The sequence below is a fragment of the Verrucomicrobiia bacterium genome (genome assembly GCA_035629335.1).
In the GTDB taxonomy this organism is placed as follows: domain Bacteria; phylum Patescibacteriota; class Saccharimonadia; order Saccharimonadales; family Saccharimonadaceae; genus DASUUR01.
In genome coordinates this window covers 196,235-218,328 of sequence record DASPIB010000001.1, presented here as the reverse complement: position 1 = coordinate 218,328, position 22,094 = coordinate 196,235, and the positions used below count along the sequence as shown (strand labels likewise).

The 22,094-nt window shown below is 46.5% G+C and carries 22 protein-coding genes and 2 tRNA genes; 5 read left to right on the top strand and 19 right to left on the bottom strand.

Annotated elements, in window-relative coordinates; genetic code table 11:
- Window positions 1-64 precede the first annotated feature (64 nt).
- Entirely contained in the window at window positions 65-844 is a 780-nt protein-coding gene (locus tag VD907_01230; protein HYG83479.1) for an endonuclease/exonuclease/phosphatase family protein, read from the top strand.
- Between the two features lie 124 nt (window positions 845-968).
- Entirely contained in the window at window positions 969-1,769 is an 801-nt protein-coding gene (locus tag VD907_01225) for a hypothetical protein (GenBank protein ID HYG83478.1), read from the top strand.
- Between the two features lie 314 nt (window positions 1,770-2,083).
- On the opposite strand, the gene VD907_01220 is transcribed toward VD907_01225, so the two are convergent.
- Entirely contained in the window at window positions 2,084-2,440 is a 357-nt protein-coding gene (locus VD907_01220) for a DUF6766 family protein (GenBank protein ID HYG83477.1), read from the bottom strand.
- Between the two features lie 55 nt (window positions 2,441-2,495).
- Window positions 2,496-3,101: an HD domain-containing protein gene (locus tag VD907_01215; protein HYG83476.1), complete on the bottom strand. Its 606-nt coding sequence runs from the start codon at window positions 3,099-3,101 to the stop codon at window positions 2,496-2,498.
- An 89-nt stretch (window positions 3,102-3,190) separates the two neighbouring features.
- Here VD907_01215 and VD907_01210 point away from each other — a divergent pair, with 89 nt between their 5' ends.
- Complete coding sequence (locus VD907_01210) at window positions 3,191-3,466, top strand: hypothetical protein (GenBank protein HYG83475.1); 276 nt, start codon at window positions 3,191-3,193, stop codon at window positions 3,464-3,466.
- 423 nt (window positions 3,467-3,889) lie between these two features.
- Here the strand turns inward: VD907_01210 and VD907_01205 are convergent, their stop codons facing one another.
- The 5 genes from VD907_01205 to VD907_01185 form a co-directional block, all read right to left on the bottom strand.
- Window positions 3,890-4,366 (bottom strand): 2'-5' RNA ligase family protein, encoded by a 477-nt coding sequence (locus VD907_01205; protein HYG83474.1) that lies wholly within the window; start codon window positions 4,364-4,366, stop codon window positions 3,890-3,892.
- Window positions 4,367-4,374: 8 nt separating this feature from the next.
- Entirely contained in the window at window positions 4,375-8,502 is a 4,128-nt protein-coding gene (locus VD907_01200; GenBank protein HYG83473.1) for an Ig-like domain-containing protein, read from the bottom strand.
- A gap of 142 nt (window positions 8,503-8,644) precedes the next feature.
- A complete protein-coding gene (locus tag VD907_01195) occupies window positions 8,645-9,049 on the bottom strand; it encodes a deaminase (protein HYG83472.1) in 405 nt (134 codons plus the stop codon).
- Between the two features lie 28 nt (window positions 9,050-9,077).
- Entirely contained in the window at window positions 9,078-9,566 is a 489-nt protein-coding gene (locus VD907_01190) for a GNAT family N-acetyltransferase (protein HYG83471.1), read from the bottom strand.
- Window positions 9,567-9,702: 136 nt separating this feature from the next.
- Window positions 9,703-10,068, bottom strand: coding sequence for a DUF1801 domain-containing protein (locus VD907_01185; GenBank protein ID HYG83470.1), 366 nt, complete (start codon window positions 10,066-10,068; stop codon window positions 9,703-9,705).
- Window positions 10,069-10,227: 159 nt separating this feature from the next.
- On the opposite strand from VD907_01185, the gene VD907_01180 reads away from it, so the two are divergent.
- On the top strand, window positions 10,228-10,503 hold the full coding sequence (locus VD907_01180; protein HYG83469.1) for a hypothetical protein: 276 nt from the start codon (window positions 10,228-10,230) through the stop codon (window positions 10,501-10,503).
- A 123-nt stretch (window positions 10,504-10,626) separates the two neighbouring features.
- On the opposite strand, the gene VD907_01175 is transcribed toward VD907_01180, so the two are convergent.
- The 9 genes from VD907_01175 to VD907_01135 form a co-directional block, all read right to left on the bottom strand.
- Complete coding sequence (locus VD907_01175) at window positions 10,627-11,157, bottom strand: AAA family ATPase (protein HYG83468.1); 531 nt, start codon at window positions 11,155-11,157, stop codon at window positions 10,627-10,629.
- 50 nt (window positions 11,158-11,207) lie between these two features.
- The gene (locus VD907_01170; protein ID HYG83467.1) at window positions 11,208-13,070 is read right to left on the bottom strand and encodes a glycosyltransferase family 2 protein; all 1,863 of its coding nucleotides are present in this window, start codon (window positions 13,068-13,070) and stop codon (window positions 11,208-11,210) included.
- Between the two features lie 62 nt (window positions 13,071-13,132).
- On the bottom strand, window positions 13,133-14,356 hold the full coding sequence (locus tag VD907_01165; protein ID HYG83466.1) for a hypothetical protein: 1,224 nt from the start codon (window positions 14,354-14,356) through the stop codon (window positions 13,133-13,135).
- The gene (gene wecB / locus VD907_01160) at window positions 14,356-15,471 is read right to left on the bottom strand and encodes a UDP-N-acetylglucosamine 2-epimerase (non-hydrolyzing) (protein HYG83465.1); all 1,116 of its coding nucleotides are present in this window, start codon (window positions 15,469-15,471) and stop codon (window positions 14,356-14,358) included. The genes VD907_01165 and wecB overlap by 1 nt, the downstream gene beginning before the upstream one ends.
- Window positions 15,468-17,072, bottom strand: coding sequence for a glycosyltransferase family 4 protein (locus VD907_01155; protein ID HYG83464.1), 1,605 nt, complete (start codon window positions 17,070-17,072; stop codon window positions 15,468-15,470). Before VD907_01155 ends, wecB begins: the two co-directional genes overlap by 4 nt.
- A 69-nt stretch (window positions 17,073-17,141) precedes the next feature.
- Window positions 17,142-18,365, bottom strand: coding sequence for a polysaccharide ABC transporter ATP-binding protein (locus tag VD907_01150; protein HYG83463.1), 1,224 nt, complete (start codon window positions 18,363-18,365; stop codon window positions 17,142-17,144).
- Window positions 18,366-19,178: an ABC transporter permease gene (locus VD907_01145; protein HYG83462.1), complete on the bottom strand. Its 813-nt coding sequence runs from the start codon at window positions 19,176-19,178 to the stop codon at window positions 18,366-18,368. It abuts the gene before it with no gap.
- 182 nt (window positions 19,179-19,360) lie between these two features.
- Window positions 19,361-20,263 carry an aminoglycoside phosphotransferase family protein gene (locus tag VD907_01140; protein HYG83461.1) on the bottom strand — a complete coding sequence of 301 codons (903 nt, stop codon included), beginning with the start codon at window positions 20,261-20,263 and terminating at the stop codon, window positions 19,361-19,363.
- 54 nt (window positions 20,264-20,317) lie between these two features.
- Window positions 20,318-20,394: transfer RNA gene (locus VD907_01135), tRNA-Lys, on the bottom strand.
- 101 nt (window positions 20,395-20,495) lie between these two features.
- On the opposite strand from VD907_01135, the gene VD907_01130 reads away from it, so the two are divergent.
- On the top strand, window positions 20,496-20,873 hold the full coding sequence (locus VD907_01130; GenBank protein ID HYG83460.1) for a hypothetical protein: 378 nt from the start codon (window positions 20,496-20,498) through the stop codon (window positions 20,871-20,873).
- 70 nt (window positions 20,874-20,943) lie between these two features.
- On the opposite strand, the gene VD907_01125 is transcribed toward VD907_01130, so the two are convergent.
- The 3 genes from VD907_01125 to VD907_01115 all read right to left on the bottom strand — a co-directional run bounded on the left by VD907_01125 (window position 20,944) and on the right by VD907_01115 (window position 22,017).
- Window positions 20,944-21,264, bottom strand: a complete 321-nt coding sequence (locus tag VD907_01125) for a hypothetical protein (GenBank protein HYG83459.1) — start codon at window positions 21,262-21,264, stop codon at window positions 20,944-20,946.
- A 160-nt stretch (window positions 21,265-21,424) separates the two neighbouring features.
- Entirely contained in the window at window positions 21,425-21,877 is a 453-nt protein-coding gene (locus VD907_01120) for a hypothetical protein (protein HYG83458.1), read from the bottom strand.
- Between the two features lie 62 nt (window positions 21,878-21,939).
- A tRNA-Arg gene (locus VD907_01115) sits at window positions 21,940-22,017 on the bottom strand.
- Between the last annotated feature and the right edge of the window lie 77 nt (window positions 22,018-22,094).

Here is a 22,094-nt window from a genome sequence, read left to right as displayed (position 1 = left end):
ACTTCCGGAATGGGCGATAACTATTGCTTAAAATAATAAGATGTTATAAAACAAGATAGTGGCTATGACCGTGACTTTTGCGAACGTTAATGGTGGTTACGAATTCACCGGAGGTGAATATGGGAAAACAGGCCTCGGCAGGCATTCAGTTCAGCGGTATGCAACTGCGCTCGGAACCCAAGCTGATATCCTCTGTTTGAGCGAGGTGCACCTCGAGAGTCATACCAGCAGTAAAATGGTTGGTGAGTTTGCACGGAGCCTGGGCTACCGCTATACTGCGGCCACGGCGCTCGACAAAAAGATGCGATCGCACTTGGATAAGCAGTTTTGGCTCGGCATGGGCATCCTGAGTCGATACCCGCTATTGTCGGTCGAAAACTTTGAAATCCAGACGCCCAACCTCACTATCGAGCGCGACGGCACCACCTGGATCATGTTCAATAAGGGCGGCCAGCGAGTTCGGCTGCAAACTCCTGATGGACCAATGGACGTGATTAATTTCTCGTTCCCGCCATTTCATCATTTTAAGCGTCGAGTTGACGAGCCCGAATTTAGTGGTGTTCGCAAAGCACTTGTTAAGCACTTCGCTGTGCGTGATGGCGTCCCGCTGGTTATTACTGGCGACTTTAACAATCTGGGCGTACCGCTTGAACAAGCCTTTCCTGAGGTGTTTACCGCCGGCTTCAGGCAGGCTATTTCGATTAAATCTTCCGTGGTCGGTAAAGCAAGTGATCAAATCGATCATATCCTGATTAAGCCTGCTCAGCTGCGGGTAGTTAGTGCCAGATCTTTTGATATCGGTTCTGACCACTATGCCCTGCAGGTCGAAATGACCCGAAAGTAGCAGCCCTGCTCTCCCCACCTACTTACAAGGGGAGAGCAGTTTTTTACACACCTCGTACACCTCTGTTGTGTTTATCGCCTAAGTCAGCGAAACCTTTAGCAACTCCTGTATACTAACAGTACACATGTTTGATCTCAAAAAGCTCCGAAAACTAATTGAGGCCATCAATACCTACTACGCTTTTGCTGTCCTGCTGTACACTCTCGTGCTGTTCATCGCCGCTAATACTGAAGTATTTGTATGGATTTTTGCTATCGTTACTCCTTTCCTGGCTGGCTGGGGCGGGTATTTATTTTATGATTTTTTAGCTCAAAGAAATCAACGACACGGATTTCGCATACTATCTGATAGCATGAGCTACGAAATTAACTCTAACCACCGCTCGGTACTGCGTTATACAACTAAAATTCGGGCAGATACTAATCATTTAATGGTCTACCCTGTTGGCTACCAGTGGAGCGGGTCTGGCGAAGAAGGCATACCCAAGGTAAGCGGTAAAGGGCAGCAGCTTTTAGCTTTATTTAAGAATAAAACCAGTCGTGGCAGCATGAAACCCGCACCTTACGTCGCCACGACTGTTTCGACTGAAGGCGACTGGCACTACTGGTTCATCGCGCTCAACCCGCCGGTCCATAAAGATGAAGAGATTGAAGTTAAGTATTCCCAAGAATTCCACGATAAAAAAGGCGTTGCTAAACCGTATCTTTACTACTTTGCCCGGACAAAAATGGAGCGGCTTGAATTAAACGTGAAGTTTCCTGCAAATGCACGCCCGCAAGTGGTGACAAGCAGTTATATAAAGCCATCGGAACCCAGCAGGCCCTATACCGTCCCGGGAGCGGTATACAACCCCGAGAGGCAATGGGCGACCTGGGTGATTGAGAAGCCTAAAAAAGGCTACTGCTACCGTATACACTGGCAATAACGTTTTTGTTTGAATTAGGAAGGACGTTATTGTTTTTATTTTGCTATACTTAAGGTGTAATAAGCGTTTTTTGGGGCTTAGCGTGATACTTTTTGTGAAAAAATGTAGACAAAACAACCATAGACGGTTTATAATCCAAAGTGTAGCAAACCTAAACGGAGATGCTCACAAATGGGCGGCGGCGGATTAGCTTAGTAATTATAAAAGAGACCGATAACGGTCTCTTTTTTGTGGTATATTATTTGGCTAGGCTAAACATAGGTAATACACTGGGCAACGGCCTCGCTCAGATTATGCCTACCGTAGATCTGTTGTTACTTTTTCTTTTTGATCTCTTCCCTTAGTTCTTCGATCATCAGCTGGGTCTTAAAGTGTTCTTCGTCTTGCTTTCGAAAAATATACGCCGAGAATCCAGAGATCAACAGTGCTTGAGTAGTTAGCTGTAGCCACTCCGACTGCCAATTCTCGAAGGTGGCGCTCCAGAATTCCGGCCAAAATTCTTCCATCTGGAATATTTGCCCATGCTGTTGACTGGTTTGTTTTGCTGTTTCCAGCTGTGTGACAAATTGCCCAGCCCAACTAGCGAGAAAGAAAATAGTCAGAATAATCACCGCGCCCCAGTTTTTGAGAAAAGTATCTTTGCGCTTGAACTCTTTTTGTAATTCGGCCATATTCCTCCTTGTATTTACTCTGGTATGATGCGCTTGTATCTACCGTATTCGACCGCTACTTTTGCCAATCACCACTATTGCGTCGGTTGCGGCCAGTGAGGTGCCAGTCGTGGGGGTTTGCCGTAGTGAGTTGCTCAAATAACTGCTTGGCTGTGGCAGTGTATAGTTTTTCCTTGGCAACAAAGGCTCGGTTATCTTTCCATTCGTCGTGGAGCACGCCACCTCGCACCGATTGCTCGGCAAGTTCAAAGTCGACATCTAAATTATCGGCGTCTTTGACAATTTTGGCTTCAAGCGATTCGCGAGCTTCGTATTCTTCCCATAGCGCGTAGAATTCTTTTTCAAGCGCCGTGCCCGCCAGCATATCTTTGATCGCAAGCTGTTCGTTGCGCTCGACGTATTGCCGGGCTAAATAATCGACGTCACCGGCCCGGCTTTCGGCAATATCGTGCACCAGTACCATTTTGGCTATCTTACCTGTGTCGACACCTTCTTCGTGCGAAGCGATCATCATGGCGATCCAAAACATCCTGAAATGGTGCTCGGCCAGGTTTGCAAAATCGTAGCGCAAGAACCGCCGCCACATCCGATCGATGAATCGGATACTGCCCATTTCGAATAAAAAATTAATGTCTTGCGGTGAAGGAGTGTTTTTTGTCATATATCTAGTATAGCAGTGTATGGTTGACAGATGTATGCATCGTTACTATATTTATTGAGGCAACCTTTTGCTAAGAGAAAGGCACACTCGTGAGCAACGGTGCGGATAGTATTGCAGCGGCTATGAAACAGCGGTATCCCTCGCTTACAAACGAGGAGGCAGCTGCTGTGGCAAATGCAATCGTCAATCTTGTAGCAAAAAGCATCACTGCAGGGCATGCCATTGTGGGGCTAAGTGAGAGCGACTTTAGGGCGCTACAGGAAGTATCACAACGAGACACGTCGGCTACGATTGACTTTGATAAGCTTTTCAGTTCGGGCTTTTTTGCGAAGCTCCCCGCGAGCATTCGCAAGAAAATGGGTTAGCGTAATTCTTAAAGTGTCAGGGTGCAGGGATTTTCATCCCTGCACCACTTATCAAATTAGGTAGATATTCTTGAGCCTAACATTACCTTCGCGGTTTTGGGAGCGGATCCAGATACTGGCCGCTGAGCCAGCAATGCTTGGGAAACCGCCTCCCCTGTCGAGCTTGTGAATGCTCAGGATTTTGTAGTCCTTAACTTCAGCCAATATGCCACCAACGCCCGCGCGTATTTCGAAATCACGTCGATGCAGTTCACAGTCACCCCTACATGGCCTAGTACCTGGGTTCGTATCATACATTGCCCTCAGGTTGTTGCTAGGGTTTAGCGCGCAGTATTCCTCGGCTATGGGACTACCCCTTTACTCGGAAACGCGAACCATTTTTATCGTACGCCTTGCAAACAGCCATAGCAATTAGCTAAGCGATTAGAAAGAGAAGCTTTTGATTATTTCCCGGCGTGAGATATCGCCTTTAGGGAACATGTCAACTAAAGTAAGGTTCGCGACATGATGGCGCCAACCAGCCGGAAAGTTGGTAGTACCATGCAAGCTAATATGCGGACGATAGCCTTCGCCTAAATAGTGTGGCGCATCAAGCCGAAATGAATTATCTTCAGCGATAGCCAGCAGCTGCAAATGAAGTGCGATGATCGGTTCGCTTGGCTCCACAAGTCGAACGTGGACATTTTGCTTTGGGCCAAACCAGGCTTCACCTGCTGTTTGTATTTCGAATGGAGCTGTTTGTTTGGCTAACGTCTCTATGGTACGTATTATTTTTTCAACTTGCCAATCAGTCGCAAAATTTGAAAGGATAGTAACATGCGGTGGCCAAGCAGCGGAAGCAAAATTATAGCCTTCTGGTTGCGGCTCAAAGAAATGAGCGATGACATATTTTTGTGACATTCTAGTTACTATTTTCCGGTAGGTGTTTTCTTTTTAGCTTTCTTTTTCTTCATGAAGACCCAGAGAATCACCCCGCTTGCTACTACTAAGAGTGCGGCCACGATCAATATAATTCGTAGATTTTGGCCGGTATTGGGTAGATTTTCGCTGTTGGCTGGAGCAATGGCAGGGCCACTTGGGTCAACAAAGGTACCGTTAGTTTTTGCGTCTTCATCGAGACTTGCGCCTTCTTTAACTGTAAAGGTTGCCGTTGTTATGGTAGATCCGCCAATATTGGCCGTACCGTAACTTACATTAGCTATTGTGCTAAATGACTTCACCACCGAGTTAAACTTGCGCCACTCCCATTGGCTTGTGTCGTAAGCTTTGTTCAGATAGAGCGCTACTTGCGCCTGAGCGCCAGGAGCATAGCAGTCAAAGGTATAATCGAAGAGTCCAACCGGATAGGGTCGACCTTGATCCGAAGCCACTGAAGATTGAGGTATGACCTGAAGATTCCTCACCCGTTGGCAGCTGTCGCTAATGACCTCTAGCGTCACGTAACCACCGGTTACGGGGTTTGGAATTGAGGTCACATTACCTTGTTCGCTATCTTTTACTCCATCGCCGTTGCCGTCGCCATTATTTGGCGCACCATCTTCTAGCGCAGAAGCAGCGCCATCAGTATTAACCTTTATAATCACGGTGGTTTCAGTACTTGGATCGGAGGTATTTCCGGCTTGATCTGTTTGGGTGGCGCTGAGCGTATGCGTTCCTTCGGCGAGCGGGGCCGAAACGCAGCTCCAGGTGCCACTACTGGTGACCGTGGCTTTACACAGTACATTACCGTGCTCGTCTTTGACTTCTACTTTGGCATAAGGCTCGCCAGTACCAAGAATATTTGGCGTTTCAATATTCAGCTCTTCGCCATTACTGGGGCTGGTAATAACCGGAGCAGCAGGCGATGTGATATCAATTGTAAAGTTATTGGTGGCGCTTACCCCTGAGGTAGTGCCCGCAGGAGTAGTTTGGGTAGCTACTAAGTTATGTGGCCCCTCAGACAATGGGCTGAGTGGGGTGTACGACCAGTTACCAGCGCTGTCTACCGAAATATCGATCGGCGTACCGCCATCAATTACCAAATGCAGCGTGGCGTTTGGAATGCCAGTCCCGACAATAAACGGCATAGTATCCTGAGTGATTGTGCCGTTTGCAGGAGTTTTAATCACTGGCGGAGCGGGCAGCGATGTATCAATGGTAACAGCATTAGGCGTACTCTCGGGCCCGGTATTTCCAGCCACATCTGTTTGGCTAGCCTTAAAGCTGTGGGCACCACCTGTGAGAGGTGTTGTTGGGGCACACGACCAGGCACCGCTTGTAACCACACTGGTGCAAATAACCGCGCCGGTAGCATCTTCAACAGTTACGGTTGCGCCCTCTTCGCCCGTTCCCGAGAAGGTCGGTGTTGTGTCGTTGGTAGCAGCGCCATCAGCCGGACCAGTTATAACAGGAGCAGGCGGTGGTGTAATATCTATAGTAACGTTTAAAGGTGCAGTTTGCGCAGAGGTGTTCCCGGCTATGTCAACTCCTTGGGTGGTGGTAATTGCCCGGATACCTTCGGCGAGAGCAGTACTGGGTGTAATAACATACACTCCACTGGTGCAGATAGCCGTTGGTGCTATAGCGGCACCATCAACATAAAGCGTCACCGTACGTCCATCCGTACAGGTACCGGCAAACGTTGGCGTGGTGTCATTCGTCAGATCATCACCATTACTCGCGCCGCTATCGGTGGCGGCCAGCATATCGGGCATGCTTGGAAGTGGTTCGGTGGTATCGATTGTAAAAGCCAGCGAAGCGCTTACAGGATCGCCAGCCGTAATAGTGTGATTACCCTCAGCAATGGGTACACTTGGCGTAATAGTGTAACTGCCGCTCGTACAGGTGGCCGTGGGGGCAATTACCGCGCCATCAATTCGTAAGGTGACGGTTTGACCATCTGCACAAATGCCTGTAAAGGTTGGCGTTGTATCGTTAGTAATGTTGTCGGTGTTGCTCGAACCGCTATCGGTCGTCGCCGTCATATCAGGTGGCGGCATGATATCAGTTGAAAAAGTGAAGTAGCTGCCATTTGCAAGCACGCTGTTCGCTTCCCAATCGGTGCCATTTAGGGTCATTAGAGTAGCCGTTGCGCCACTCGAGAAATCTTCGTCCGTATCGACCAACAAATAAACCGCCGTTACTTCACTGGGCAATTTGGTCACCAGGGATGAGCTGTTGCCGGGTACTTGTACCTTCACCGACCCAACGCTCCCTGTATTTTGCACCCTAAATACCCGCCCGAGTTTTTGCTGTCCGGCCGGCGCCCCTGTTGCCGACCAAGCGAGGTTGCCATTATTATCGCCAAATAGCAGAAAGTCTCTATCGTCGGTAAAGTTATTGGAGTTGCTGGCGTTATCAACGGCAATCGTGTTGCCATGCCCGATAGTAACTAACCCAGTAGGATTTTCCGACTTTGATTGTTTTTGATTGAGCATAGAAATGTCGTCGCGACCGATACCGGTTATGTTGTTTTGGTAGGTTGCCGAACCAGTCCAGATAGCCGTGTCATTCGATGCCTTGTAATTAAGTGGCGAACTTGTCGTGCCGAGTGTCATACCATATTTAACTGCCATGTACGATTGCACCCGGTCGCGGTCGGCTGGGCTTAGATCACGGCGAAAGGCGATGACCTCACTTAGGTTACCATCAACAAACCGCGAGTTATGTGCAGCACCAATATAGGTATGACCAGAAGGACTGGTATCAAAATTTACGGTATTAGTTGCGGTGGTAAAATTCGTTAGGCCATTAAACCTCGCCGTCCATTCTCCCGGCTTGCTGAGCTCGTTGTAAATGAGTGGATCATTGACACTTCTGGTCGGGCCACCGGCTGGCGCTGTTCGCGGATCCCAGGCACGACGGACAGTATTACCAAAGCCGGTTAAGATTTCGTTTGAAGAATGATCGTACTGCCAAGTAGTCGCCGAACCACCACCGCCAAACTCATAAGGGTATCCGCCAGATTGGCCCAGCCCTCTTAAAGTTTGCACCATAGAGAATATTTCGCCAGCTTGCGCCCCGGCTAAAAGTTGCTTATTAGTAAAGGCTAAGTAACCGCTATTAAACCGAGCGGTGTTATGAAAGTTAAAGCCTTCGCCGATGGTGGGGACTGTTGGCCCGGCAATATCGTAGTCGGTATGCCACTGAAACACATCGTCCCAAGCCTGAATTGTACCTGCACTGAGTAGCATGTCGTCTGATCGAAGCCAGTACTCAAGTCCGCCAAACACACCCCCCGGTGCTCTTAGTGGCGTTAAAATAGTAGCGTCGTCAATGGTAGCATTTGGTGCACATTCGCGCGTATCTTGACCAATGTAGGTATTGGCGGTAGGCAAGCTAAAAGCGGTCCCGTCATAAGTGTTTGCTGCCGAAGCAGTTGCTGAACTAGCATCTTCTACCCCATTGATATACAGGCGCAAACGATTGCCATCGGCCACTTGTACGATATGCACCCACTGGTTAATCGGGATGGTGCTTGCGGAATCGTATAGTTTACCTACTCCATTAGATTGCCGGTGATGTACCCGTATTTTGCCGGCTCCGTTAACATACAGCATGTACGACCAATTAGGGCTACCATTGTTTCTACCAATGAGATTAGCATAGCTGTTGCCCCCACAGGGGCCATGATATCCCGCATTAAACTTTGCCCAAACTGAAAGTACATAGGTTGGCATGGCATCTAACGCAGCGTTATTGCCAAGATTCACTGTGCTTGCGGCCGCCCCAAGTGCACCGCTACCGTCAAATTGCAGTGCGGCGCCTCCACTACGCCCCGGGCTCACCCATGCTGGACTTCCTGAACCAGTACGAACAATCGTCCCGTGATGGCCCTTTCCGGACGTATCGCTGGCGGTCGAGCCCGTATTTTCATTAAAGTTCCACTGCCCCTCAAGGTTATTGGCCAGATTAGCACCGGCAGCAGGCTGTCCGAGCAAACACAATAGGAGTGCGCTTAACAAAAAGGAGCCGCCCAAGCGCATTGACCTACCGAGTAATAAGTTCTTGTATTTCTCACCCCTCATGCCGCCTCCTGGTAGTTCTGTTTTATACATTTTTATTGCTTGGATTGCCCTAAGCAAAAGCGCGTTTAGCTCATTTTACCATTGGCAGTTTATTATTACAACGAATTATATTCGAACTTATTTTCATTAGAAGATGCTTCGATTGAAGCCTCTGAAATCACTGGGCCAAAAACTACAGCGCTAGTCGTTCCAACTTAGGAACAAAATTAAGGCCCTTCACGAACTGAGAAGCATCGAGATTAGACTGGGGGTCATCAGGAAAAAGCTCCTTCATCGTGTTATAAAAAACAATCCGCCCTACCTTTGCGTACGACAAGGCGGTCAGGCACATCGCACAGGGCTCGCAGCTACAATAGGCGACCGCGCCTTCCAGTTTCCGACTGTTCGTGGCCTTGTTGGCAGCAATAATTGCCTTCACTTCGGCGTGGTGCACCGCAATCTTGTCTGCCCGCTGCGAATTATATGCTTCGGCAATAACTTTACCCTTCTGCACAATAACAACGCCGCAGCCAACCGGCTCTGGAGACGCTTCGGCCAGCGCAATCGCCCGAGCCAGAAACTTTTTATCAGTCGTCATGTTCTTAACAATAGCAAAAATAGTCAACTTAGGTAATAGTAAATGTCTGAACTGGGCCTTGCCAACTGTTCGTATCTAGCACGACCTCATTATATTTCCCGCCGGTAATCGCGCTGATTGTTTCACGCCAAAAATTGATAGCAGGTTTATTTGCCGCTATTTGTGCCACCTCCCATTTTCCAGGAAACTTTTTAAAGACGAGTTGAGCGGCCTTTTGCCCCACTCCGCTTTTTCTGAAGGCTGGTTTTACATAAAACTCGGCTATCGAATGGGCATCTTTTTCTATGATTGTGTGCTTGTTGATTAAAACAAAACCACCGATACTACCATTTACCATAATGAAAAAGGCCGCTCTATCGCTATCCGTAAAATAATTTGGCAAATATTTATAGCTTTTTATGGCACTCTCTGGCGCTTTGGTATAGGGAAGAAGTTCTTTCTGATACTCATAAAGAAGTTCAGACAATACGGCCTCATCACTCTCTCCTGCCGCCTGCAGCTCGACTTTTTGGTTCATGTCTATAGCATAACAAATTACTGCCTCTAAAAAATCTTTTTGTAAATGACTATCGCCCACCGAGTAATTTATGCTAAGGAACTGCCTTGAATTATATTAAAGCTAGTTGCTTACTTTTTATTTCAATTAGCAGCAACTAAGAGGCGCTTTGTAGTTTAATTGCTTGGTCAATATAATATTGCATCTGCGCTTCGTCAAATTCATCGATACTCTTTAAGCGCAAATTTAGTGTTTTATGCCCAGCACCTTCAAGTTGATTGTATTTATCTTGAAACTGACCGCCATCGGTAAATGCAAAGGTGATACCCTGCTTGGTAGGACTAATCGTAATAACAATTCGCTTTAAGCGGTACACCGGTACCCCCGGGTACTTTTCGGTTCCGCCCCTCATTTCTTCTTTTAATTCTGGGTACTTTTCTCGCACCAGTTCGCGAAACTTTGTGACGATCTCCTTATATTGTGGCAAGACTTTTTGTTCAATAAAAATTTCAACGTTGTTCATAATAGCACTATAACAAAATTATTTTAAACTTTTACTCTTAGATTATTATTGCCTGAGGAATGACTGATTTGGAGGGTACAACAAATGAAATTTGCTTATCTTAAAATATTATGATATAATTTAAAAGTGCTGAAATACCAAATCGTGAGGTAGGCAGTTATGAACTTTCTTCAGCTCCTCTTGCACCGCATCATGACGGTGGGTGGAGTACGGTATCGGGGTACGTTTTTCAGCGGCGGTCACTTCCGCCGCGTTTACAGCCGCTACCCGATCGTAGAGCAGACGAAGGAAACCCTCGAGTTCGAAGGCGGAATGAAATTGGAACTGGGCCAGCCCGGCCGAACCAGTGGCGGCCGTTATGGCAAGATTGTTACCCTCAGGGTAGGCTCCGATTCCAATCTCCGCTTCACCGCCATGGATTGCGGCCGCCGATAGTGTCAGAACAATACGGGAAGGGTCGCAACGGTCCGCGACCCTTCCCGTTCACAAACCTTCTCAGCTAAAGACCCGGTAGGGTCATTTTTTAATTAAGTATCGATCAGAATTGATAGCTTTAGCTTACGAAACTAATCCAATGCTCTTTGCAATCACACCAGCTGCTTCATAGGTATCTAATTCTGAGGTATTAATTTTTAAGGGAGTCACGAATGGAATAGAAAAGTTGCTCATATTCTTGGTCATTTTAGCGAGTATCACCGGGTTAGTCAGCTTCTTGTATCGTTTTCGCGATTCATTGCTTACCCGTTCAATTAGATCTTCTCGATTAGCCGATAGTTCTACAAAAACAACTTCGCCCTTGTTCTCTTCTACCGTCTGGATGAAACGCTGAACAGTCGCATCGTCATCCTTTCCTTCATATACATACGTAAATATAAGATCAGTGCCGTGCTTCGAGCAGTAATCAAGAACGTTGAGTCGGATAGTGTCGACGAGTTCGTAGTGATCTGTCACGTTGTCATTGTAAATATCGGCCACCAAGTCTCTGGATAGATGATTATGAAACAGGGCAATACCGGTGCGCTTCGAAAGAACCTCGGCGATGGTTAATTTGCCGACCGCAGGCGGTCCGTATATAAATATCAGTTTCATGTAGTTAAGCCTGATTAGTTGTTGGGATTAAAATTGAGAAGCAGTAATCTCTACGGCTGGTAGCTATGCCGTGGATCGACTTCATAAAGTGCGTTGTCTTTGTTAATATTTGGATTTAAATCGGGATCGTGCTGAATATATTTCGCCCAGCGTTCTTTAAACATGCTCATAGCCGCCCGCATTTCTTTCGTGTCGCGTTTTTTAATTTCACTTGGCAGACCAACGCTGATTGACTCGTGGTGCAACAACTGAACATACGGCGTATACAGATTGTAGTAGCCCTTTTCTCGCAGTCTGAGGCATAGGTCGACATCGTTATAGGTCACGCGGAACTCTTCGTCAAAACCACCAATTTCATCGTAGAGGCTTTTCTTGATCATCATACAAGCTGCAGTAACAGCGGTCATGTTGTGTTTGGTATTTAAGTAAAGATGCTGGTTGGGCGTAAGACCATGGTTGATGGCCATTGAAAACGAATTGGCCGCCACGCCGCCCAAGCCAACACCAATGCCGGCATGCTGCACGTGAACTTTATCTGGGAAAAACAGCAGGCAGCCAACTGCACCGATCTCTTTACGCTGCGCATCGCCAGCCAGCAATTCAAGCCAGTTAGGCGTTATCACTTCGGTGTCGTTATTGAGCATAACTAATAACTCTCCGCGGGCGTGCCGAGCGCCTTCGTTGCAGCTGCGGGCATAACTAAAGGGCTGTTCTGGCCAATCGACAATCTTTAAATTACGATGTTGCGCCTTTAGCTGCTCGTACCACGAAAGTACGCGCTTATCGGTCGAGCCGGTATCGACCAAGATTATTTCAAAATTTTGGTAGGTTGTTTTGGCGTATATCGAAGTAATGCAGCGCTTTACCACCTTATACTGATTCTTGGTTGGAATAACAATTGAAATCAGGGGGTTATTTTCTACCGGATATTCAACCATCCAATAGCCAGGATTTTTTGGATCCCGTTTTACCTGAGCCTCTGGATGGCCTTTTCGTTTTAGGTCATCTTCTATTGCTTTTTTTTGCGCTTCGATGACATAGGGTTTGGTGTCAGTAGATTTGGCGGTCGAGGAATCATGAATTCGCCAGCTGTAAACAATCCGTGGGATATGATGAATTTTTTTAGTGACACCCGTCACCCGGAGAAAGAGATCCCAATCTTGCGCGCCATTGTAGTCCTTTTTTTGACCGCCGAGTTGATCGAGGATGGTTTTGCGGATAGTTGAAAAATGGGTAATGTAATTGACGCTATGCAAGAAGTCCGGGTTCCAATCAGGCTTAAAGAAGGGCGCCTGATAGGCTTTGCGGTTTTCAGTGATTTTATCTTCGTCGGTGTATAAGAAGTCGAGGGTTTTGTCTTTATTGAGCGCTTTGGCGACTTCGTATAGCGCATTTGGCCAGAGAATATCATCGTGATCGAACAGGCTCACAAACTCACCGCTTGCCATCGCGATAGCCTCGTTTGTTGCGCCGGCAATATGTTGGTTTTTTTCTAAAAGCTTGTATTTTATACGTGAATCAAGTTGGGCATATTCTTTGATGATATCGCGCACGCCTTCATCTGGTGAGGCGTCGTCGACCACGCATAATTCCCAATTGTCGTATGCCTGGGCCAACACCGATTCAAAACAGTCGCTTAAAAATTGATGATTGGTGTTGTAAGTCGGAACAATAACAGAGATCAAAGGACGATACGGCAGCGCATCGGCCGCTCGCTTGATTTTAGCAACCTCTACTCCGTCGGGCAGATTATTCTCTAGCCATTTGTCGTAGTTCTTATCCGCAACTGACACTACGCCCAGATGGGGCAAAAGCGCCTTTTTTAACTTGCTTTTGAGCATCGGCGACTTGCCAATAATCTTCTTACTGGTTAGGATTGCGTGGTGTGCAGTTGTCTTTAATACCTTTTTCAAAATACTCCCCATCATTCCTTATTGTATTGCGTAAAGCTGAATTAACTTAAAAAGAATAACCATTAAGCTTTGAACTTTTTCGCTATTTTGTCGACTATTGTTTCCCGCTTTGCATCCCGTAGCTCCCGGGATTCGCTGCGAAGTTCCTCGAGTTCCCCTCGGTAATACTCTGCCATTTTAGCATAATCGGCGATCATCTTTTTATATTGTTCAATCTGATACTCATACCGCCACACGGTATTCTGGGTTTCCTGAAAAGCTAGTTTTGTCCTGAGCACATCGGAGTTCACCACCGAAGCCGAAGCGGTTTTTTTTATTGACACAGCAGCCTTTAGTAGTAGCTTTTTGCCTTCAGCTGCCTTTTGCACAAAACGCTCATAGACCGCGTAATTATGCTGGCTGTAATCGTTTATCTGATCTTCTGTGACCGTTCCCTCAAGGAATTGCTTAATGGTTATGTATTTATAGCCAAGCAGTGCAAAATCGCCTATTGTTTCAGATAAAACTATCGGCACGACGCCATTCCCGAGGTATTCAACCAGTTTGGTCGGGCAGGCAACGCGATTGACGAGCGTATCGTTACGAAGAATAAACCCAAGAGAAGCTTTTTTGTAATACGACAGCACTTCTTTGCTCGTAGCAGACTTTAAAATGACATTTTCAGTGGTGCTGATGCTCGCGAAGGCGTCGTGATCGTGCGATAATACGATGAACTTATGCGTGCTATGAAGCTTTTGCACGGCATCGATCATCATGTCAACATTTTGCCATTTCTGGCCGCCGCCGGCATAAATGACCGTCGATGTATCTTTTTTACTAATTTGCTGCTTAGCAGGTGTGCCGCCGCTACTATACACCGGTAGCACAATCCAGCGTCTGTTCGTTTTTTTAGAGTACTTTTCGTCAAAGTGCCGCACCATCATTTCACTGACGGCGACGAAATATTTGCCATATGTAAACGCTTGCTGTTCGGTGGCGGCCATTACACGGGCGGCTTCAAAGTTATCGCGATATGCTTCTTCTTCAGGGACAACACCGTGTAGGTCAGTAATGATTTTGTGCCCGAGCTCCTGGTAAGAGCTGGCGATCTTATTGGCATTGTACATGCTATGCACATATATGAGGTCTGCCTGAGCCAAAAGTTGCGCTGTTTTTGCAGCATTTTGCGATCCATCCACATAAACGCGCTCTTCATTTTTGAAAATTTCGTCTATTGCTGCGACGCGCTGCAAAAAGCCTTCTTTTTCTTTGTGTTTGCGAGGATCGGGGGCAACAAAAACAATCATTACTTCTCTAGTATATCAGCGATTTGCCTTGCGGTGGTCCCGTCACCGTATGGATTGATTGCATTCGCCATTTTGGCGTAGGCCGCTTGATTCGCGAGGAGTTCTTGGGTCTCACGATAAATTACCTCTCCGTCAGTGCCGACTAATTTGGCCGTGCCCGCCTCGACCCCTTCTTGGCGCTCAGTAACGTTGCGCATTACCAGTACCGGCTTTCCAAGAGTCGGTGCCTCTTCCTGGATCCCGCCGGAATCGGTCAGAACCAGGTAGGCTTTTTCCATTAGCCAAATTAACTGCGGGTAATCAAGCGGCGCTATAAGATGCACGTTCTGCAAATTGCCTAAAATACGGCGGACCGGTTCTTGCACGTTCGGGTTAAGATGAACTGGATATACAATTTCAATATCGCTATTTTCGGTGGCTAGCCGTTTAATCGCATGGCACATGCTTTCAAAACCTTCACCAAAGCTTTCCCGACGGTGCCCGGTTACGAGCAGTAGCTTCTTTGACCAATCGACGCCTTCAAAAACGTTTTTGTAGGTTGATTCGTCATGACTCTTGATAATTTCCAGGCCCAAAAGCAGTGCATCGATAACCGTGTTGCCCACTTTAAATATGTGGTCACTTGGCACTCCTTCCGCAAGGAGCGCCTTTGCCGCCCGTTCGGTCGGCGCAAAATGATAAGTAGCGATTCGGCCGACCATCACCCGGTTCATTTCTTCAGGGAAAGGTGAGTATATATCCCCGCTCCGTAGTCCTGCTTCAAGGTGCCCGACCGTAGTTTGTTTATAGTAACCCGCCAGCGCCCCAACAAAAGCGCTGGTGGTATCGCCTTGGACCAGAATAATATCAGGTTGAAACTCATCAACAACTGGTTCGAGCTTTTCGAGCACTTTAGCGGTTACTCCGAACAGTGTTTGCCCGGGCTGCATGACCGCCAGGTCGTAATCTGGAGTAATGGCAAAGAAATCAAGCACTTGATCAAGCATTTCGCGGTGCTGACCGGTGACGCACACCCGGACATCAAAGCTTTGTTTGCGCGTTTGCAGTTCCTTAATCATCGGCGCCATTTTGATTGCTTCGGGCCGAGTACCGAAGATTAATAACACTTTTTTCATTGCAGCACCTCCGTTAATATTTTCTTCCAATGGGCGTCCCAGTTCTGCTTTTCAAAGGTTTTGGCAATCTCCAAGCCTTTTTCCGCCATCGAGCTTATCTTGCTTCTATCGGTAACCAGAGTCTCTATCGCTTCGACCAAAGCATCCGCCCGTGGATCAATTAATAAACCGTTGTAATTATTGATAATTAGGTTTGGCAGCCCCCCAACGTTTGTCGCCACTACGGCGTTATTCGTCGCCATGCCTTCGAGGCACGAAAGCGAGGTGCCTTCGGAAAACAAGGTGGGAATAAGCACGACATGGCTATCTTCGTAGGCTTTGTGCATATCTTCCATAGCAAATTCATCCTGAAATACCTGGCCCTTGTAAGTGTTCATGAGTGTAGCGACCGCTGCCTTCACCTCTGTATCGTCGGTTTGGCCGACAAGCCGCAACTCAACATCTGAGCGGTTTTTGAGAATTGTATCAAAAGCTTCAAGCGTGATATAAATACCTCGTGCCGGGTACAGCCTCCGCGGGTAAGTGATGGTTAGCTTGCCGGTAAAATCTTTGGTTTTTGGCTTAAAGTTATTTTTATCATAGTAATTAGGCACATAGGTGAGCTTCTTGCCAAAATCATAATCGTAGGTACGCGTCCAGTTAACAAAATTGGTATCAACACAGATAGCTGCCTGGCTATTGTTGAGCGCATCAAAAATATCGTGGTATTCATCTGAGCGATGGGAGTATAAATGTCGATTGCTCGTATCCCAATGAATGCCATGATTAATACCAATCACCGGCAAGCCGCCAAGCTCGCAGGCAAGATCGAGGGGGGATGCAATAATAAGTTCGGCGTCCTGGCACACTTCGCGGTAAGCTTTCGAGATTCCTCGCATGCTGCTGGCATTCGTTTTAACCCCTACAACATCGACGCCCCGGTAGACTTTACTAAAAGGCGTCGTAGCATTCTGGATTATACGCGGCGTGTACCCCATAGCTTTAATGATTAGCGCCAGGTCGAACACATATCGCTCGGCACCGCCCTTATACAGCACTTCGCCTCGCCAATCGTAAAAGTTAACGTTAATAATATCGACGCGTTTCGTGCCAGAAGGCTTGAATAATTCTACTTTTGGCGGTAGCTTTAACCGACCTTCTTCCTTGCCTTCAAGCAAGTAGTGTATAAGCGGGTTAATCCGTAGTTCACGAACATCAGCGTTTGTGGCAAGGTAATATTTTGCATTGAATAACTCACTTGGGTCTCGGCCCTCGTAAGCACCATATTTAACGTAGTGATCGAGCGGATCCATGCCACTTTTTTTGACATCACTGTTATGGCTTAGGTAATACTCGGCGTCAAACAACCCCGATGAAAGCACGAGCTGCTTCATGCGCGCAATTACTGGCTCTGGCACCTCTTTTTCGTGATACCCACGAAGGGCATATACTTCACCGGTCGTTAAGGTTGACTCCCCAGCCGCCATCTTTTTACTAATCAGGCTTGGTGAGAATTTTCCACCAATTCTTCGCGCTCTATTGGCAAACTGTTCTGCCTTTAAAGAAAGGCGATCGATAAAATCCGTTCCTTTTCCGCTCTTCTTGCTGCTTTTTCTTGTCATCTTAACTTGCTATACCCGCTGATTACTTTTGTTGTCCTTGCCCTACCATACACTGCCCTTCTTATTGCATCATTCAACTTTTACGCTAATGCGGGGGTGGGTCAAGGCATGCTTTCTTAGCTTAATGCCTTTTACCGAAAAGTGAGCGGCATTGGTTTTTTGGTAGGCTATAACGCTTTCAGAAGTATAGTACTCCATAATTGCGTCGATGGCATACGTATCATCGTTTAAAATATTTTCCTGAATCACAAATTCAATGACATTCTTGCCTTCTTTTAGTAAAAGCGGCACTTCTTCCTGCCCGCCAGCCCCGGCGGAAATAACCACCACTCCCTGAGAATTGACAATACTTATACTAAAACCAGCCTTCGGAACGGCTACCGCAGATATAATTTCTACTTGCACGGCAAACGGCTCGAGTGCGACAACGGTGTCCTTTGCAATGGTTGGCGTTACCGAAAAGTTGACGCTTTTGAGGCTTTGGTGCTTAATGCCGGATATGCTGGCCTGCTTGGCATTTTCTTTTTCAATATCGTCAGCTATCTCATGGGTAAAGAGGTCGCTATACATCTGTCCAATTTCTCGCGAAGACCCCATTTTTACAATATGGCCGTTTTCAAGTAACACCGCTTTATTACAAAATTTCTCAATGGCCGCCATGTCGTGCGATACCAAAATAACGGTACGTTTTTCGTGTTTTAAACTGCTAAAATAACGATAACATTTCTGCTGAAAAGCTTCGTCACCAACCGCCAGCACTTCATCGAGCAGCAGCACATCACCTTTAGCTCGAATTGCGATCGAAAAAGCTAATCGCACCTGCATGCCGCTCGAGTAATTCTTCAGCCGCTCTTCCATAAAATCGTGTAGCTCAGCAAAGTCAACAATTTCATCGTACATGCTTTCCATTTCGCGTCGCGAAAAACCAAGCAGTGCTCCATTCAAAAAGACATTCTCGCGGCCGGTAAGTTCCGGATTAAATCCCACCCCTAATTCAATAAACGGCACCAGCTTCCCATTAACGTGCACTTGCCCTTCGTCTGGGTTATATATCCCGGCTAAAGTCTTTAATAGTGTGCTTTTACCGCTGCCGTTACGACCAACAATCCCGAAAAAATCGCCTCGGTTCACCGTAAAGGAGATGCTTTTGAGCGGAGTGAATTCGCGGTAGCCTTTTCGGCCCTTCAGAGCATTAATGAGCTTTTGTTTAATGCCACTACTCGATTCAAGTGGAATTTTAAAATGTTTGGTAAGATTTTCAACTATTACCACTGGTTCTGGGGTATCGGCCATCTATATTTCCTCCGCAAAGCGTCGTGAATGTCTTTTAAAGTAAAGCGCCGCGACTAAAGTAACGATCACTACAATAATAAAGGGGATAAAAACTTTCCAGCCGCCCACGTAGTTCCAGACCGTTATCGCATCTTTTTGGGTAACAAGCACATAGCGGATATCCTGCACCACTTGGGCGACGGGGTTCAGCAGAAGCACCGTTGCCGTGGATGCGCTCTCGCTGATCACCATTTGCAGCGGATACAAAATAGGAGTGGCATAAAAGGCCGCTTGCAAAAAAATTTCCCACAAATGCCCGGTGTCGCGGTATTTTACATTGAGGGCTGCTAAAAAGAAAGCAATGCCCAGCGCAAAAATATACAGCTCCGCAATAAGAGGAAAGATAAGCAGCCCCTCTATGCCCACCGGAATACCAGCAATTAAAAGAAAAATAAAAACGACAATTAAGTTCAGGCCAAGATTGATTAGCGAAGAAATCGTACCGGAAATAACAATAATATATTTTGGAAAGTTAATCTTACGAATCAAGGCACCGCGATTAATAATTGACTGAAGGCCATTAGTCGTTGCCTCTGTAAAAAAGCTCCATAGCACCACGCCAAGCAGTAGGTACACTGGGAAGTGTTCAACATCCCGGCCGAGCCGCAAGAACTGATCGAAAACCACATACAAAATTGCAAACAAGAATAGCGGCTTTAATAATGACCAAAGATACCCCAGTGCCGACCCCTGGTATCGTAACTTAAAATCTGTCACCACCAATTCGCGCAGCAAAATACGGTTACGGCGGCTAAATATGTTTGAGATTTTCATATATCTAGCAGACATTATAAGATAGATAGGCTGTTTTGGGTAGTTTAGAACTGAAGATGCCCCTTTAGAATTCTCCTTGCAAATGACCATCGGAATCATCGTTTATGACTTTTAATAAAATAAAGACTCCACGAAGAAGTCTTTTAATAATTTCTGGAGGACCATTGTAGTTGTTATCGCAACTAGAGTCGCTCAACAAACTTACTAAATTGTCGGGTATAATGGTCGACTCTATGTGGAGCCTTATCAAGCGCCCATCGCAATTTATCCAAAGATTCAAGAAGTTGCAGCGTTTCAATCTCTTCACTCATCACTCGGAATTCTTCAAGTGTAACACCATATCCGTCAATAAATGCTTCAAATTCTTGCGACGTCTTGTCGAGGCTTTCGTCAAGTATTACGGAAAAATCATGATGAGGCACGATATGGGCTTCTGCGGAGCCCCAGTCAATGACATAAACGCCTTTATCGTTTGCTATCGTGTTGGCTAAAGAAAAGTCACCATGATTAAGTCCGAATACAAAGTCTTTACGGAGTAGCAGCTTGAGCTTTTCTTTGATATTCTTTATTGAATCATCGTTAATGATGAGCTTAGCTATAAGGTATTCGTCGTCTAGAGCCGCAAGATTAGATCTTATATACACCTGCCAGTCATCAAGGGTACCACTTGTAATATCTTCGATCTTTTCACCAAAACCTCTTACGGGTATTCTATGAATGATGCGCAATACACTACCTAATTCTCTCCATAATCCAGGAGTAGAAACTATCCCTTTACCATTTCCCCCTTCTATATATTCCAGGACCATGAATACCTTGTCATTATATGTTCCAATCATAAATACTCGGGGCCCATTTACCCCAACTTTCGCTGTATACTCATAGCACCAGACTTCTTTTTTGAAACGATCATATTCATTACTGTCATTAAGGCGAAGGATGAACTTACCTGCAGTACTTTCAATTTTGTAGATAATGTTAACTTCACCCTTACCGTTTATAAGTTCGAGATTCGATATTTGGCAGGACAATTCGTGTTCGATAGTCTCTCTTAAACCTGGAGGGAGAATTTGGTTGCTACTCATATCCTTATCATAACAAAAAGACTTCCGAAGAAGTCCTTTTGTAAAATAATATCCTGGAGGGCCAGGTGGGGCTCGAACCCACGACACCCTGCTTAAGAGGCAGGTGCTCTAACCGGCTGAGCTACTGGCCCGGAATAACTAACGAATCGATAGTAGCATTTTTTACTGTTGATTGCAATGGACCGCCCCCGTTTTTCTTGCTACTATACTAGTACTTATCTGGAGCAATTACTTGAATCAAGAAAAACCAACTCAAGAGCCCACCTCACTGGGCGTCGAAGGTCCTCAACCACAAAAATCCACCAAGAAACCCGCCGATACGCTAACGGCAACCTCTTTTATTCTTGGCCTCTTTTCTATTTTCTATTCTGTGTTTGTTATTGGCTTCTTTTTCGCCATTCCTGGCCTGATTGTTGGGCTTATTAATATCAAAAAGACTACTCGCCCAGTGCTCAATACCATCGGGATTGCTTTGAACGCGCTGAGCATAATAGGAGTGACGCTGCTTATCTATTTGTTTATGCAAGGTTATAATTCCACGATTTACCAGGAATTCATCGAGGATTATCCGCCGTCAGAGCAGACAGAGATTCAGGTGCAGGAACTATAGTTAAGGCCCGTTCCTCCTTCTTAAATGCAAGAAGCAGAAACGGGCCGGTCGATGGGACCTCTAGGTTTGGCTAAAACTGGAATGAATTACCGAAATTGTTCATTTGAGCCTGAAGCCAGACCCTCTTGTGGAGATTCGTATCGCTCTGGTGGCGGTTGCTGCTGAATCGCTGCGGGTTATAAGCATTCTTGAAGTCGGCCGGGATCTCCAACCCCTTAAGACCTGGGTACCTCTGAAGAACCCTTGCCCGGCAAAGTGCCACGCGCTTCTCCAGGTCAGACTCGCTTGAGCCAAGTAGATCATCAACGATGGTGGTGCTAAAGTTAGGCTGGCCACTCAGATCGAGCCCAAACATTGCGTAGACAACTTCAGCAAGAGAATACTCTTTCACCTTGCTTCCCTTCGCCTCAAAAATTGGACCTATCAAATATATCGCCTACGCGTACTCTTGTCAACAGATAAGCTCGGGTAGGCCGGCCAAGCGAAGTATCAATTTAGAAGATATGCAGTCGTGAATATTCACCTTGTATGATTATTTATTCAGCCGCTGCTTAGTCATTCCACACCAATCGGGTAATGACCGGCCCTAGCGCCGCACAAATAATCAGCCACACCACAAACGCCACTGCGGCAATTGTGGCTTTATTTTGTTTAATGGGCAAATCATTAAAGAAGCGGTCGCTGCTATAGAATAACCCCGCTGAAAGCACACCGGCCAGCAAGAGATACAGCATATAATGAGCGATTTGGGTAAAGAGCAGTAAGTTAGAACCAGCATACAAAAATAGCAGTGCAAACACCGAAACCAGCTGGGCATTGGCCACCCAGGCCTTCAATAATTGTGCCGTCGCGAGCCCAATTGCCACCGTCGCCCCTAGCTGAACAACTAAGGTTAAGAATGGCAGCACGCCCATCATGCTGTTTGCAATAAACGATTTCACTAGCGCCAGCACCAACCCGGCAATCAAACCTATAAGAAGCACGTATTTTAATGAGTTTTTCATGATTCTAGTATAGCACCTAGTGCGCACAAAAAGCCGCCTCGAAGCGGCTTTTAACTCTCGTGTGGTACGCCTGAAGGGATTCGAACCCCTGGCCTTTGGTACCGGAAACCAACGCTCTATCCAGACTGAGCTACAGGCGCGTATCTATTTCGAAGCTTATCAATAACCACGCCGTTATGCAAGTTGCTATGAAAGTTAGATTTTTAAAAATAAGGTG